Source organism: Marivita sp. (assembly GCF_020055635.1).
Taxonomy (GTDB): domain Bacteria; phylum Pseudomonadota; class Alphaproteobacteria; order Rhodobacterales; family Rhodobacteraceae; genus Marivita.
Window position 1 is genome coordinate 1 of sequence record NZ_JAIPUT010000048.1, and the last position, 14941, is coordinate 14941.

Annotated in this window: 14 protein-coding genes; 8 read left to right on the top strand and 6 right to left on the bottom strand. The window is 62.0% G+C overall.

Features of this window, described 5'->3' with window-relative positions; genetic code table 11:
• Window positions 1-14: 14 nt before the first annotated feature.
• Both LCF60_RS24635 and LCF60_RS18140 read left to right on the top strand, forming a co-directional pair.
• The gene (locus LCF60_RS24635) at window positions 15-89 is read left to right on the top strand and encodes a DUF3253 domain-containing protein (RefSeq protein ID WP_363318436.1); all 75 of its coding nucleotides are present in this window, start codon (window positions 15-17) and stop codon (window positions 87-89) included.
• Window positions 86-544, top strand: coding sequence for a methylated-DNA--[protein]-cysteine S-methyltransferase (locus LCF60_RS18140; RefSeq protein ID WP_292293718.1), 459 nt, complete (start codon window positions 86-88; stop codon window positions 542-544). Before LCF60_RS24635 ends, LCF60_RS18140 begins: the two co-directional genes overlap by 4 nt.
• 196 nt (window positions 545-740) lie before the next feature.
• On the opposite strand, the gene LCF60_RS18145 is transcribed toward LCF60_RS18140, so the two are convergent.
• Entirely contained in the window at window positions 741-1574 is an 834-nt protein-coding gene (locus tag LCF60_RS18145) for a prephenate dehydratase (RefSeq protein ID WP_292293720.1), read from the bottom strand.
• A gap of 124 nt (window positions 1575-1698) precedes the next feature.
• On the opposite strand from LCF60_RS18145, the gene LCF60_RS18150 reads away from it, so the two are divergent.
• From LCF60_RS18150 to LCF60_RS18170, 5 genes are all read left to right on the top strand, one after another.
• Window positions 1699-2214, top strand: a complete 516-nt coding sequence (locus tag LCF60_RS18150) for a cytochrome c family protein (RefSeq protein ID WP_292293721.1) — start codon at window positions 1699-1701, stop codon at window positions 2212-2214.
• 188 nt (window positions 2215-2402) lie between these two features.
• Window positions 2403-4322 carry an extracellular solute-binding protein gene (locus tag LCF60_RS18155; RefSeq protein ID WP_292293723.1) on the top strand — a complete coding sequence of 640 codons (1920 nt, stop codon included), beginning with the start codon at window positions 2403-2405 and terminating at the stop codon, window positions 4320-4322.
• A 1-nt stretch (window position 4323) separates the two neighbouring features.
• Entirely contained in the window at window positions 4324-5475 is a 1152-nt protein-coding gene (locus LCF60_RS18160; RefSeq protein WP_292293724.1) for an ABC transporter permease subunit, read from the top strand.
• Window positions 5476-5479: 4 nt separating this feature from the next.
• A complete protein-coding gene (locus LCF60_RS18165) occupies window positions 5480-6670 on the top strand; it encodes an ABC transporter permease (protein ID WP_292293725.1) in 1191 nt (396 codons plus the stop codon).
• Entirely contained in the window at window positions 6667-8259 is a 1593-nt protein-coding gene (locus LCF60_RS18170; protein WP_292293726.1) for an ABC transporter ATP-binding protein, read from the top strand. Before LCF60_RS18165 ends, LCF60_RS18170 begins: the two co-directional genes overlap by 4 nt.
• 9 nt (window positions 8260-8268) lie before the next feature.
• On the opposite strand, the gene hemN is transcribed toward LCF60_RS18170, so the two are convergent.
• On the bottom strand, window positions 8269-9624 hold the full coding sequence (hemN, locus tag LCF60_RS18175; RefSeq protein WP_292293728.1) for an oxygen-independent coproporphyrinogen III oxidase: 1356 nt from the start codon (window positions 9622-9624) through the stop codon (window positions 8269-8271).
• Window positions 9625-9683: 59 nt separating this feature from the next.
• Here hemN and fnrL point away from each other — a divergent pair, with 59 nt between their 5' ends.
• Entirely contained in the window at window positions 9684-10430 is a 747-nt protein-coding gene (fnrL, locus tag LCF60_RS18180) for a transcriptional regulator FnrL (protein WP_292293730.1), read from the top strand.
• A 3-nt stretch (window positions 10431-10433) separates the two neighbouring features.
• On the opposite strand, the gene LCF60_RS18185 is transcribed toward fnrL, so the two are convergent.
• The 4 genes from LCF60_RS18185 to LCF60_RS18200 are packed head-to-tail and all read right to left on the bottom strand — an operon-like array spanning window position 10434 to window position 14917.
• A complete protein-coding gene (locus LCF60_RS18185; protein WP_292293732.1) occupies window positions 10434-11546 on the bottom strand; it encodes a TFIIB-type zinc finger domain-containing protein in 1113 nt (370 codons plus the stop codon).
• A 56-nt stretch (window positions 11547-11602) separates the two neighbouring features.
• Window positions 11603-12724 (bottom strand): SPFH domain-containing protein, encoded by a 1122-nt coding sequence (locus LCF60_RS18190; protein ID WP_292293734.1) that lies wholly within the window; start codon window positions 12722-12724, stop codon window positions 11603-11605.
• A 16-nt stretch (window positions 12725-12740) separates the two neighbouring features.
• Window positions 12741-13712: a DUF2927 domain-containing protein gene (locus LCF60_RS18195; RefSeq protein ID WP_292293736.1), complete on the bottom strand. Its 972-nt coding sequence runs from the start codon at window positions 13710-13712 to the stop codon at window positions 12741-12743.
• 5 nt (window positions 13713-13717) lie between these two features.
• Window positions 13718-14917, bottom strand: a complete 1200-nt coding sequence (locus tag LCF60_RS18200; protein WP_292293737.1) for a toxic anion resistance protein — start codon at window positions 14915-14917, stop codon at window positions 13718-13720.
• Between the last annotated feature and the right edge of the window lie 24 nt (window positions 14918-14941).

Below are 14941 nucleotides of genomic sequence, written 5' to 3' on the forward strand. Positions count from 1 at the left end.
CAACACTGCCACTGATGGCTACGCAGAAAGGCGACACCGTCGATCCTGAGGAGGCCAGGGGGCCGATCCGTCTTGGGCTCACGCGATGAGCGGCTTCGAACAGGCCGTGCCCTCGCCCCTCGGTCCGCTGACCTTGCTGGAGGATCAGATCGGCATCACGGCCTTGGAGTGGCGCGATGGGCGGCAGGATGGAACGCCGGTTCTGCGTCACGCGGCCTTGCAGCTCGAGCAGTATTTTGCCGGGCAACGGCAGGACTTCACGGTGCCGATCCGGCTCACCTGCTCCGATTTCCAGCGAACGGTCTGCGCCGCGATGAGCGCGATCCCGTTCGGCCGGACGCGAACCTATGGCGATCTGGCCGACCAGCTTGGCGTTCCGGCCCAAGCGATCGGGCAGGCCTGCGGGGGCAATCCGCTTCCCGTCCTCATTCCCTGCCACCGGGTGCTGGGTGCAAACGGGTTGGGCGGGTATTCGGGGGACGGTGGTGTCGAGACCAAAATCTGGTTGTTGCGGCACGAGGGGGCGGCGGGGTTGCTGATCTGACGGGGAGACCGTGGTGCGTGCGAGCACACACCCTACGACAAATGTTTCGCGCGCGAAACAATAGGTCCGATCCGGACCTGACTTTGCAAACCCGGTTACTGCAGCGTTAAACTTTGCAAACTCACCCCGAACGGAAAACACGGAGCGATTTTCGGTCAACCGAAAATCACGAACGCGTCGACGCGTTCGCCTGCGCTCAATCCCTTCGCGGGTCGCGGGGATAGGTGCCGAGGATGTTCAGCATGTCGGTGAAGTAATCCAGTTCCTCGAGCGCCCGCTCTACGGCAGGATCATCGGGGTGGCCCTCGATATCCGCATAGAACTGGGTCGCGGTGAAGGACCCGTCGACCATATAGGATTCAAGCTTGGTCATGTTCACGCCGTTGGTCGCGAAGCCACCCATCGCCTTGTAGAGCGCAGCCGGGATGTTGCGGACCTGGAAGACGAAGGTGGTCATCATGCCGTGATCGCCGCGGCGGGTCTGATCGCCTTCGCGGCTCATCAACAGGAACCGGGTCGTGTTGCTGTCGGTGTCCTCGATATGGCGCGCCAGCACATCCAGCCCGTAGATCTCGCCCGCCAGTTCGCTGGCCAGGGCGGCGGCGTGCTTTTCGCCACGCTCGGCGATTTCACGGGCGGCGCGGGCGTTGTCAGCGTTCACGCGGCCGCGAATGCCATGCTGGCCCAGAAACCCCGAACATTGCGGCAAGAGCACCAGGTGCGAATGGGCTTCGGTCACGTCCTCGAGCCGGGCGCCGGGCACGCCGAGCAGGTTGATGTGCACCCGCACGAACGCCTCGTCGATGATCTTGAGACCGCTTTTGGGCAGCAGGCGGTGAATGTCGGCGACACGTCCGTAGATCGTGTTTTCCACGGGAAGCATCGCGAGATCGGCCTTGCCGGTCTGGACGGCTTCGATGACATCCTCGAAGGTGCGGCACGGCAAGGCATCCATATCGGGGCGGGCATCGCGGCAGGCCTCGTGTGAATAGGCCCCCAGTTCCCCCTGGAAGGCGATGGCGTTGGTCATGCGGACTCCGGACATTTGGCCCACCGGGCGTTTGGTCGCGGCTTCTACACCTTGCCTTGGACGAGGGGAAGCAATAGATAGCCGCGCGACACGCACGAAACTCTAGCGGACGGATACGCACACGATGTTGGATACAATGACCTTTACAAAGATCGTCGGCAGCTTTTGTGGCGCGCTTCTGGTCTTTCTTCTGGGCAAATGGGCCGCAGAGACACTCTACCATGTTGGCGGCGCCCACGGTGAAGAGGTTGCGGTCTACGTGATCGACACCGGCGAAGAAGAGGAAACTGCCGAAGTCGAAGAAGAGGTCGATTTCGAAACGCTGCTGGCCTCGGCCGACGCGAGCGCAGGTGAGCGCCAGTGGGGCAAGTGCCGCGCGTGCCACAATCTCGAGCAGGGCGCAAACGCGGTTGGTCCGCATCTTTATGGTGTGGTGGGCCGCGATGTAGGGGCGGTGGAAGGCTTCAATTATTCCGGCGCACTTTCCGAAGCGGCCGATGTGTGGACACCCGAGAACCTTTTCGCCTTCATCGAGAATCCGCGCGGCTATGCCCCCGGCACTACGATGGGCTATGCTGGCCTGGGCAACCCGGAGGATCGCGCCAACCTGATCGCCTACCTTGATACGATCGGCGACTGATCGCCATCCGGACAAGTCGTTCTTGCAGCCGCTGCCCCACCCGGGCGGCGGCTTTTCTTTTTCACAATTGCGTTTTTGAGCCCCTGTTTGCAGACCTTGCATGCAATAGAAACTTGAATGTGGGCGAAATCGTTCTTTAGCTTACATGTAGAGTATGATGCAAAGGCGGAGACAGAGGGGTTTTACGCATGGTGCACCAACAGATCGCCGCGACGGCGTTGCGGCAGACGACGTTTCGCAAACTGACGGTCGGCGGGGTGATGGCGTTGACGATGGCGTTTGCAGCCAGTCAGGTTGGCGCCGAGGCCCATGAAGAGGTGACCGAGTCGCACGGGTATTCCTTTTTCGGGAACCTCGATTACCCTGCCGATTTCGAGCATCTTGACTATGTGAACCCCGACGCGCCGAAAGGCGGAGAAATCGCGCTTGGCGCATCGGGCACGTTCGACAGCCTCAACCCCTATTCCCGCAAGGGCCGCGCTGGTGCATTGACGACGGTCCAGTATGACCAGCTGATCGAGACCTCGGCCGATGGGGTGGGCCAGTATTATGGTGTCGTCGCGCATACGATCGAATACCCGGAAAGCCGCGACTGGGTGATCTTTCACATGCGCCCCGAGGCAACCTTCTGGGACGGCACGCCTGTCACTGCCGAAGACGTGGTCTATAGCCACCGCCTGTTCATCGAACAGGGCTTGCCGTCTTATGCACAGGCGGTCGGGCGCATGGTGACGAACGCCGAGGCGCTGGACGATCACACGGTCAAGTTCAGCTTCAACCCCGAACTGTCAAAGCGCAGCCGGATCGAGACCGTGGGCAGCACGCCGATCTTTTCCAAGGCGTGGTTCGAAGCCGATGAGAGCCGCCGCCTGGACGAGCCACGGCTGGAAGTGGCCGTCGGGTCGGGACCGTACAGGCTCGACAGTTACGACATCAACCGCCAGATCGTCTACACGCTGCGCGACGATTACTGGGGCAAGGATCTGCCCTTCAACAAGGGACGTCACAATTACGGAACCATCCGGGTCGAGTATTTCTCGGACCAGACCGCGTCCTTCGAGGCGTTCAAGGCCGGCGAATACACCATCCGGATCGAGAGCGATCCGAAGCTTTGGGCCAGTTCCTATGACTTTCCCAAGATCGACAGCGGTGCCATCGTGAAATACGAGTTGCCGGACGGGTCGCCTCCGAACCCGACCGGATTCGTGTTCAACCTCGCCAAGCCGCAATTCGAGGACCGCCGCGTGCGCGAAGCGATCGCACTGGCGTTCAATTTCGAATGGACAAACGAGTCGCTGCTGTTCGGGCTTTATTCGCCGCGCAGTTCCTTTGTGGAAGGCACCCCGATCGAAGCGCAGGACATGCCGAGCGGCGCAGAGCTCGAATTCCTGCAATCTCTGGGCGACGTCGTGCCGCCGGAGATCTTTTCCGAGCCGGTGCGGACCTTCCACGAATCCGATGGCAGCCGCCTGAACGACCGTGGCAACATGCGCACCGCGTCGCGCCTGCTGGAAGAGGCGGGATGGACGGTCGGCGACCAGGGCCTTCGCCGCAATGCGAACGGCGAGCCGCTCGAGATCACCATGCTCTATCCGACCAACATCCAGGATTCGGTTGATGCGATGCACGAGACCTATGCCCAGAACCTCGAACAGCTGGGCATCGAAGTGAACCTCGAAAAGGTGGATCCGTCGCAATACACGAACCGGCGTCGCGACCGGGATTACGACATGCTGTATTCCACGCGCTACGGGTCGTTCCTGTCTACCGGAGGTGGTCTGACGCAGATGTACGGCTCGCAAGAGGCCGAGTTCAGCCTGTTCAACCCGGCCGGGCTTGCCAGCCCGCTGGTGGATGCCATCCTCGAGGCGTCGTTCACGACCGAGACGCAAGCAGAGACCGACACGGCGCTGATGGCCCTGGACCGGGCTCTGCGGCACGAGTTCTTCGTGATCCCGACCGGCTATATCGCCGATCACTGGGTGGCGGCCTATGACATGTACGAGTTCCCGGAAGAGCTTCCGCCATATGATCTGGGCTACCTGGACCTGTGGTGGGTGAACGAGGACAAGGCCGAAGCATTGAGAGCAAGCGGCGCGCTCAACTGATATGGGCGCCTATATCCTCAGACGGCTGCTGCTGATCATTCCCACGCTTCTCGGGATCATGATCGTCAATTTCGCGCTCACCCAGTTTGTACCGGGTGGGCCGATCGAGCAGTATATCGCCCAGTTCGAGGGCGAAGGCGATGTTTTCGAAGGCTTCGCCGGATCCGGGGATGCAGGCGCTGCCGCCGCCGACCAGAGCGACGAATACGCGGGCAGCCGGGGCTTGCCCCCGGAGTTCCTCGAGCAGCTCGAAGTCGATTTCGGCTTTGCCCGGATCGTCTGCGAAGAGGGGTTCACCGGAACGCCGAACATCGAAGACCCCGCCTGCGAGAAAGAAATGATCGGCGTGGTCGAGCGCTTCGGCATGATGATGTGGAATTACCTGCGGCTTGATTTCGGCGAGAGCTATTTCCGCTCCATCGGGGTGATGGAGCTGGTGCTTGAAAAGATGCCGGTGTCGATCTCTCTGGGCCTTTGGTCAACGGTCATCGCCTATCTGGTGTCTATCCCTCTGGGGATCCGCAAGGCGGTCAAGGACGGGACAATGTTCGATACCTGGACATCTGCGGGGATCATCGTGGCCTATGCGATACCGGGCTTTCTGTTCGCGATCCTGCTGCTGGTGCTGTTCGCGGGCGGATCCTACTACCAGATTTTCCCGCTACGCGGTCTGACCTCGGACAATTTCGAAGACCTGTCGCTGCTGGGCAAGGTGGCCGATTATTTCTGGCACATCTTCCTGCCGGTTCTCGCCTCGACCATTTCGGCCTTTGCGACGCTCACCCTTCTGACCAAGAACAGCTTTCTGGACGAGATCAAGAAGCAATACGTGATCACCGCGCGGGCCAAGGGATTGGCCGAACGAAAGGTGCTTTACGGCCATGTGTTCCGCAACGCGATGCTGATCGTGATCGCAGGGTTTCCGGCGGTGTTCATCGGCGTGTTCTTTTCCGGGTCGCTGATCATCGAGACGATCTTTTCGCTCGACGGTCTGGGGCGGCTTGGCTTCGAAGCGGCGGTGGCGCGCGATTATCCGGTGATCTTTGGAACGCTGTTCGTGTTCGGGCTGATCGGTCTTCTGGTGGGTATCCTGTCGGACCTGATGTATGTGCTGGTCGATCCGCGCATCGACTTCGAAAAGCGGGAGGGCTGACGACATGGCGGCCAATCCCGAACCCGAAGACCGCGATATCGTCACCGAACCCAGCCCGGCGGTTCCTGTGGCCCCGCAGCGCCGCCGCTTCACGCTGTCGCCGCTGAACCAGCGCCGCTGGAACAATTTCAAGCGCAACCGCCGGGCGTTCTGGTCGCTGATCATCTTCTGCGTGCTGTTCGGCCTGTCCCTGCTGGCCGAATTCATCGCCAATGACAAACCGATCCTGGTGCAGTATCGCGGCGATTTCTACACACCGATCTTCAACTTCTACGCCGAAACCGATTTCGGCGGCGATTTCCGGACCGAGGCCGCCTATCGCGACCCCGAAGTGCAATGCCTGATCCGCACGGGCGGGCTTGATGCCTGTTTCGATGATCCTGAAGGCCTGATCCAGCAGGTCGATGACGGCCTGGTTCTGGATGGCGATTTCTACAAGGGCTGGGCGCTCTGGCCACCGATCCCCTATGATTACCAGACCCCGGTGGACCGCCCCGGTGCGGCCCCCCTGCCCCCCAACGAGCAGAACTGGCTAGGCACCGACGACACCAAGCGCGACGTGATGGCACGGGTGATCTACGGCTTCCGCCTGTCCATCGTCTTCACCCTGATCGTGACCGCGCTGGCCAGTGTCGTGGGGATCGTCGCCGGCGCCTTGCAGGGCTATTTCGGCGGCTGGCTCGACCTGATCTTCCAGCGCATCATCGAGATCTGGTCCTCGACCCCGTCGCTTTACATCATCATCATCCTGTTCGCGATACTGGGGCGCAGTTTCTGGCTCCTTGTGTTTCTCACAGTGCTGTTCGGCTGGACCGCGCTGGTGGGCGTGGTCCGGGCGGAATTCCTGCGGGCGCGGAACCTTGAATACGTGCGCGCGGCCAAGGCGTTGGGGGTCAGCAACACCACGATCATGTTCCGGCACATGCTGCCCAACGCGATGGTCGCGACGCTGACCATGTTGCCCTTCATCGTGACCGGGACAATCTCGACTCTGGCCGGTCTGGATTTCCTGGGCTTCGGCCTCCCGTCCTCGGCCCCGTCGCTGGGCGAGTTGACGCTTCAGGCCAAGCAGAACCTGCAAGCGCCATGGCTGGGCTTTACGGCCTTCTTCGTCTTCGCGATGATGCTGTCGCTGCTGGTGTTCATCTTCGAAGGCGTGCGCGACGCGTTTGACCCCAGAAAGACCTTCACATGAGCAAGATCCTCGAGGTCAGCAACCTGAGCGTAGGCTTCCGGCAGGACGGTCAGACCGTGCCCGCCGTGCGCGGCGTGTCGTTTTCGATCGAGCGTGGCGAGACCGTGGCGCTGGTGGGCGAATCCGGTTCGGGCAAGTCGGTCACGGCGTTGTCCACGGTGTCTCTGCTGGGCGACTCGGCGCGCGTTGAGGGGTCTGTACTGTACAACGGCGAAGAGATGGTTCGCGCGGATGACGCGCAGTTGCGGCGCATCCGGGGCAATGACATCAGCTTCATCTTCCAGGAGCCGATGACATCGCTCAATCCGCTGCACACTCTGGAAAAGCAACTGGCGGAATCCATCGCGCTGCACCAGGGATTGGCAGGCGATGCGGCGCGCACGCGGATCATCGAATTGCTCAACAAGGTGGGTATCCGAGACCCCGAAAGCCGTCTGGGCGCCTATCCGCACCAACTTTCAGGTGGGCAGCGGCAACGCGTGATGATCGCGATGGCCTTGGCGAACGGGCCTGAGTTGCTCATTGCGGACGAGCCGACCACGGCGCTCGACGTGACCATTCAGGCGCAGATCCTGCAATTGCTGGCCGACCTGAAAAAGGCCGAAGACATGAGCCTGCTGTTCATCACCCATGATCTTGCCATCGTGCGCAAGATCGCCGACCGGGTCTGCGTGATGAAGGATGGCGAGATCGTCGAGTCAGGGCCGACTCGCGAGATTTTCGGCAATCCTCAGCATCCCTATACGCAGATGCTCCTGAGCGCGGAATCCACCGGGTCCCCCGATCCGGTCAAGGAGGGCGCCGAAGAGATCGCGCGGACCGACAATCTCAAGATCTGGTTCCCGATCCAGAAAGGGTTCCTGAAACGCACCGTGGGCTATGTGAAGGCCGTGAATGACGCGACAATCGCGGTGCGGGCGGGCGAAACCGTGGGCATCGTGGGCGAATCCGGGTCGGGCAAGACGACGCTGGCGCTGGCGATCATGCGGCTGATCCAGTCCGAAGGCGGCATCACCTATCGCGGGCAGAATGTGCGAAATTGGCCGACGCGCGAGTTGCGGCGGTTGCGAAGCGAAATGCAGATCGTGTTTCAGGATCCCTTCGGTTCTCTGAGCCCCCGCATGACCTGCGAGCAGATCATCGCCGAGGGACTGGGCGTACACGGATCGCCCGATGGCCGGTCCAGCCGCGAACTGGTGACCGAGGTGATGACCGAGGTTGGCCTAGATCCGGCAACGATGCACCGCTACCCGCACGAGTTTTCCGGTGGTCAGAGACAGCGCATCGCGATTGCGCGGGCGATGGTGCTGCGTCCCAAGCTGGTGGTGCTGGACGAACCGACATCGGCGCTGGACATGACGGTGCAGGTTCAAATCGTGAACCTGCTGCGTGACCTGCAACAGAAATACGATCTGGCGTACCTGTTCATCAGCCATGACCTGAAGGTCGTGCGCGCGATGTCACACAAGGTGATCGTGATGAAAGCGGGTGACGTGGTGGAATATGGCACCGCCGAAGAGGTGTTCGCGACTCCGCAGACCGAGTATACCAAGACATTGATGGCGGCGGCCTTCGATCTGGCCAGCTAGGCTGCCGCGTCAGATCGCCGAGCTGTGCCCGGCAGAGGACAGTTCATAGGCATCGAAGCTGCGCGCGACCATGCGGGTCAGCGGACGTGCTTCAGGCGGCACGAAAAGCCCGGTTGCATCCACCTCGAGCAGATTTTCAAACTGCGCGCTGGCCCGGTTGAGCATCGCCCGCACATCCGGTTCAGAAGCCCCGTAGTCACGCACAAGTTCGGCGATCTCGATCCGGAAATCGCACATCAGCATTTCGATCATGCGCGCGCGCAGCCTGTCCTGCGGGGAAAAGCCGTGGCCACGCACCGTCGCGAACCCATGCGCGCGGATCGCCTTGGTATAGGCCGACGTGGCCGGAGCGTTCTGGGCGTAGCCTTGCGGAAATTTCGAGATCGACGACGCGCCCAGTCCGACAAGGACTTCCGAGGTGTCATCGGTATACCCCTGAAAGTTCCGGCGCAGCGACCCGTTGCGTGCCGCAAAAGAGAGGCGATCGTCCTTGGTCGCAAAATGGTCGATGCCGATCTCGTCGTAATTGTCCCACACGAAGAGCTTGCGCGCGGTTTCGAACAGGTCGAGCCGTTCGTCGGGGCGCGGCAACGCGTCGGAAGGAATCATCTGCTGGCGCTTGGCCATCCAGGGCACATGGGCATAGCCATAGAGCGCCACCCGGTCCGGAGACAGCGACAGCAGCTTCTGAACCGAATCGACGATCTTTGACCGCGTCTGGCCTGGCAGGCCATACAGGATGTCGGCGTTGAGGCTCTGGATGCCGCGCTCGCGAATCATGTCGACGGCACGCTTGGTGATCTCGAAGCTTTGTTCGCGGCCGATGGTCTTCTGAATTTCCGGATCGAAATCTTGAACCCCGATGGATGCACGGTTCATGCCGCTCTTGAACAGCGCGTCTAGGCGATCCGCGTCGATCTCGTTCGGATCGATCTCGACCGAAAACTCGTAATTTTCTGCGAAATCAGCGACTTCCCGCACTGTCTCGGACAGGTCGCGGATGTGATCGGGGGACAGAAGCGTCGGTGTCCCGCCGCCCCAATGCAGCCGCGACAGGCGCACGCCGCGCGGCAGGTGCCGTTTGAGCAGCGAGAGCTCATCCTTGAGCGTTTCCACATAGGCCGTGACCGGTTCGCCACTTGCCGTGCCCTGGGTTCGACAGGCACAGAACCAGCACAAACGGCGACAAAACGGCACATGCAGATAAAGAGATATGTCCGAGTTTTCCGGGATCGCTTCGATCCAATTGGTAAAATCTCCCGGTTTCACGTCGTTTTTGAAATGCGGCGACGTCGGGTAGCTCGTATACCGAGGTACCTTCGCGTCGAATAGTCCCAACCGGGAAAGTTGTGTTCTCGTTACCATGCGCCTAGCATTACAAATACTCTGACCCAGCAACATTGATGCAGATCAAGACGGATACCATGTTGAAAGAATCCAGCCTCAACGTCGCCCAGGACTGCAACGATTGTCCTATTCGCCATCGGGCCGTGTGCGCACGGTGCGAGTCGGACGAGCTCGAGCGTCTGGAAGACATCAAGTACTATCGCCGGTTCGAGGCGGGACAGACCGTCATCTGGTCCGGCGATCGCATGGAATTCGTGGGATCGGTGGTGTCGGGAATCGCGACGCTGACGCAGACGATGGAAGACGGGCGCACGCAGATGGTGGGCTTGCTGCTGCCCAGCGATTTCGTCGGCCGCCCGGGTCGAAACGTGGCAGCCTATGACGTGGTGGCGACCACCGACATGGTCATGTGCTGTTTCCGCAAGGCCCCGTTCGAGGACCTGATGGAGCGCACACCGCATATCGCGCAGCGCCTGTTGCAGATGACCCTGGACGAGCTTGACGCGGCCCGGGAATGGATGCTGGTGCTGGGGCGCAAGACAGCGCGTGAAAAGATCGCGTCGCTGCTGTCGATCATCGCCCGGCGCGATGCGACGCTGAACATGGGCGGGCTTGTCGGCCCGGTCACCTTCGACCTGCCGCTCACGCGCGAGGCCATGGCCGACTATCTTGGCCTGACGCTCGAGACCGTGTCCCGACAGGTTTCCGCGTTGCGCAAGGACGGCGTGATCACGCTCGAAGGCAAACGCCACGTGACGGTTCCCGACATGAGTCGGCTTCTCGAAGAGGCGGGTGACGACAGCGATGGCGGGATGCTGGTCTGACCTCTACTGGTTCATCGCGGCGACAAACCCGACCCCCGCCGCGACGATCAACCCCAACACCACCGCAAACGCGATCTTCCAGGCCGACCAGGGACGTTCCCCCTGAACGGAACCCGTGCGTCCGTTGACCACGAAACGATAGGTGGTGCCGCGATACTTGTAGGCGGCCAGCCAGACCGGCAATAGGATATGCTTGAACGTCACGTCCGCCACGCGCGTGTCGATATCGTGAATCCGCTGGCGATCGCCGCCGATATCGAACTTGACGTCGCGGGTGATCACCCGGTCCATGTAATGCCGCGCTTCGGCAAACCCGTCCTGCAATTCGACGCTATAGGCCTCGGCGCGGAACCCGGCGAGGAATTCCGGCTGGTAAGGCTCCAGCGCCGACAGGTCCCACGGTTCGAGCGCATCGGTATACCGTTTCGGCAGGGACTGCGAGGCCAGCACCAGCACGTCGTCAAAGAACCGCGCCACGCGGCCCGATGCGGATCGCCAGCGCACCTTGGCGACCTGCACCGTTTCGGTCTTGCCGTTCCGCCGGACACGCCGGGTCTCGTAATAGACCGTGCCCCGCTCGCCGCGGTAGGCCGATTGCGTATCGGCATCAAAGGTCCAGTAGGGGACGTAGATGCCGGTCATCTTCCGGCCCTTGCGGGCATAGTCCTGCAATCCGTTCGGCGCGAACCACAGGCTGCCCAGCCAATCCGTCATGGCCTGGCGCGCGTCCTTTTCATCAAGCGCGAAAGGCAACAGGCCCTTCGGCTTGATATGGCGGTGACGGCCGGTATCGGTGACCACCGGGGTCGCGCAGAACGGGCATTCCGCCGCGTGGACGCCGGGGTCGAATTCCACCTGCGCCGCGCAATTGGGACATTTGGAGACGCGGGTCTCTTCCATCTCCTGCGAGGACAGGCGATTTGCGATCCCGGCGTCCAGGTCGATCTCGCGGATGCTGCCGCTGGCCCAGGGCCCCGCGCCCGAGATCTCGGCCGTGTTGCCGCAATGGTCACACAGAAGCAGCCCGCGTTCCGGATCGAACCTGAGATCGGCACCGCATTGATCACAGGGGAACCGGTGTTCCTGCACGGGTGCGGTGAGCGTGTCCTCGGACAAGGCGACTGTCCCCTGCTTCTTCTCTTTTCAAATATGCAATTCCACGGGCCGCGGGTTCAAGACCCCGGCGGGGGTGGCGGCAGTACCGTGAAAAGCTGCGCCAGTTCGGTCACATCCTCGGCGCGCAGCCAGCCATCCTGCCCCGGCGTCCAGACATAGCTGTCGCGGGACAGCGCGCCCTCGGTCGCCATCCGCCCAAGCGCGGCCTTGGAGAACGGCCCCCTGGTCTCGCCGTTTTCGGCGACGTGCCAGACATGCTCGACCGGCGGAGGTGGCGGAAGCTGGCGGGCGGTCTGCGCGGCCCCTTGCACCTGCGGGGAAGCCCCCCAAGGGCCGGCCTGCGCCGCGGCATGACCGATCTGCATGCCCAGACCGGCACCGAGACCGGCCTGAATCGCCGCCGCTCCGCCGCCATCCTTGCCCAGCGCCTCGGCGGCCTGGAACTGCATGTATTCATTCAGGTTTCCGATCACGCCCATGGATGACCGCTTGTCCAGCACGGCTTCGACCGCCGGCGGCAGCGAAATGTTCTCGATATAAAGCTCGGGCAATTGGAGGCCGTATTCCGCCAGCGGCGACGCGATTTCCTTGGCCAGCAGCATGCCCAGTTCGCGCGTGTTCGCCGCCATGTCGAGCACCGGGATACCGGCCCGCGCGATGGTGCGGGAAAACTCCTGCACGATGATGTTGCGGATCTGGTAGCTAATCTCGTCCATCGTGAATTCGCCATCGGTGCCGACGATCTCGACCAGGAATTTCGCCGGATCGGTGACGCGGACCGAGTAGGTGCCGAAGGCGCGCAGCCGCACCGGGCCGAATTCCGGATCGCGGCAGATGATCGGATTCTTGGTTCCCCATTTGAGGTCCTGGAACCGGGTCGTGTTGACGAAATAGACTTCGGACTTGAACGGCGACCGGAACCCGTGATCCCAGTGCTGAAGACTGGTCATGATCGGCATGTTGTTGGTCTCGAGCATGTAGAGGCCCGGCGTGAACACGTCCGCAAGCTGGCCTTCGTGCACAAAGACCGCCGCCTGGCCCTCGCGCACGGTCAGCTTGGCACCGTACTTGATCTCGTGGCCTTCGCGCTCGAAGCGCCAGACCATCGTGTCCCGCGTGTTGTCCGTCCAGTGGATGACATCGATGAACTGGCCGCTCAGGAAATCGAAAATGGGCATGGAGGGTCTCCGTTCTTCAGCTTGGGCCGCTGCCTGTCAGCTCTTCGGCAATGCGTTTCACGATCGGGCGGGCTTCATCGGCGGACATGCCGGGGGTGAGTCGCGGATCGTATAGAATTTTCAGCAGCATCTCGTCATGACGGGTCAGAAGCGCGAACTCCTCGTCGTCGTTGAAGATCGACGGGCGCGCATTCGGGTCGTCATTGGCAAGGCCCAGGCCCTGCGCGAGTTCCTCGTGATAACAGGCCCGGCGGGTCAGGTCGGGGTGTTCGGTCCGAACCAGCGCCACGGCTTCGCGATAGGCATTGCTCGCGTTGTTTTCTGCAAAGGCGACGACCAGGCAATGGATGGATCGGGGCAAATTGAGGAAAATCGCCCGGCTCGACGCCTCCATGCCGGGCGCGATCCGGTCCAGCGTCGCCCGCAGTTGATCCTTGTCGTCCTCGCCCATGACCAGAATGTGGAAATTGGCCCGGGACGGCACCAACGAGATCGGGTGCCCAGTCACCCTGGCCAGGCGACGGGTATAGGACGCCAGTTCGGCGCGATCCTGCGCCTTGTCCTCGGTCGACATGCTGTCGCCGAAAATCACCCCGACGCGCACCGGCCCGGTCCATTTCTTGATTTCGCCCAATGCACCACTCGAGGGCTGCAAACCGGCACCGCGGGTGTATTCCTCGACAAGCGCGATCCGTTCGAAATTCCGCGCCAACATGCTTTCCGTGAAGGGCGTGTCGGCCCCGCCTCCGTCGACCCGCAAGAGGTCTTGTGCCAAGAGGTCTTCCTGGACCCGCGCATAGTATCTGCGCAGCGCGATGGCCGCGTCGGACGGGCCTGCGGACTCGGGCTCGGGCAAGGCCACGGGGCGGTCCGGGCGCGCCTGGGGCTTGGTGTCGGCAGGAACGTTGTCGGACAAGAGCGGATCGCATGCCGACAGGAGCGCAAACGCGGCGCAGGACCACAGGATATTAGACCAGCGCCGCGACATGGAGGTTACTGATCCGGCATGGATGCGGCGGTGGTGTCGCCCAGCCCGGTCTTGCGTGCCTTGGCTGACGCCAGGGTGTCGCGCAGGTCGGCTTCCATCTTCTTCAGCTCGGTCTCGGCCGCCGCGCGCTTGGCCTTGCCTTCGTCGGCGATCTGGAGGCTTTCCTGGATGGTGCCGATCAGATCGGCATTGGCCTGCTTGACCGCCTCGATATCGAACACACCGCGTTCCATTTCCTCGCGGATCACCTTGTTGCTCTCGCGCAGGTTCCTGGCGTTCGAGGTCAGAAGCTCGTTCGTCAGGTCATTGGCGTCGCGTACAGCAGCAGCGGCCTCGGCCGAGCGCTGAATGGTCACCGCCTGCGCCAACTGGGTTTCCCAGAGCGGCACCGTGTTGACGAGGGTCGAATTGATCTTCGTGACCAGCGACTTGTCGTTTTCCTGCACAAGGCGGATCGACGGCAGCGATTGCATCGTCACCTGGCGGGTCAGCTTGAGGTCATGCACCCGGCGCTCCAGATCGTCGCGTGCCGCGCGCAGGTCGCGCAATTCCTGCGCCTTCATCACCTGGTTGTCTTCGGCGGCGGCCTGAACCTCGGCTTCCTTGGCAGGAATGTCGCCATTGTCCAAGACGTTCAGCTTTTCTTCACCCGCCGCGATATATAGCGCAAGCTCGTCATAGAATTGCAGCGTCTTGTCATACAGAAGGTCGAGCGACTTGATGTCCTTGAGCAGCGTGTGCTCGTGCTTGAGCAGGTCGTCGGTGATGCGGTCGATCTGGCCTTGCACCTGTTCGAATTTCGCGGTGAACTTCGCGAAGGGCGCGGCCCGTCCAAGCAGCTTTTCCCACCAGCTGCGGTCGCGGCGCACATCAAGTTCGGAGACCGAGAACCCGCGGATGGTGCTGACGATCCCGCGCAGGCTGTCCCCGGCCGGGCCCACATCCTTGTTGCGGACATCCGCCAGCATCGCCTGCGAGATTTCCTGCAATTCGGCCTGCGCGTTCGACCCGAAGGACACGATGGACTGGGTGTCCTCGATGTCGATTTCGGCCATGCGCGACCGGATTTCCTCGCTGATCACCGGATCAGCCTGCGACAAGGGCACCACGGCATCGACCGCCTTTGGTTCCGGCAGGATCACTGCGTTGACTTCTTCCACCAGGGCAAGCGAATCCTGGGCTTTGGCGCGGACGGTCTCAGACATAAAGGTTCCCTCTAGAACGTAATG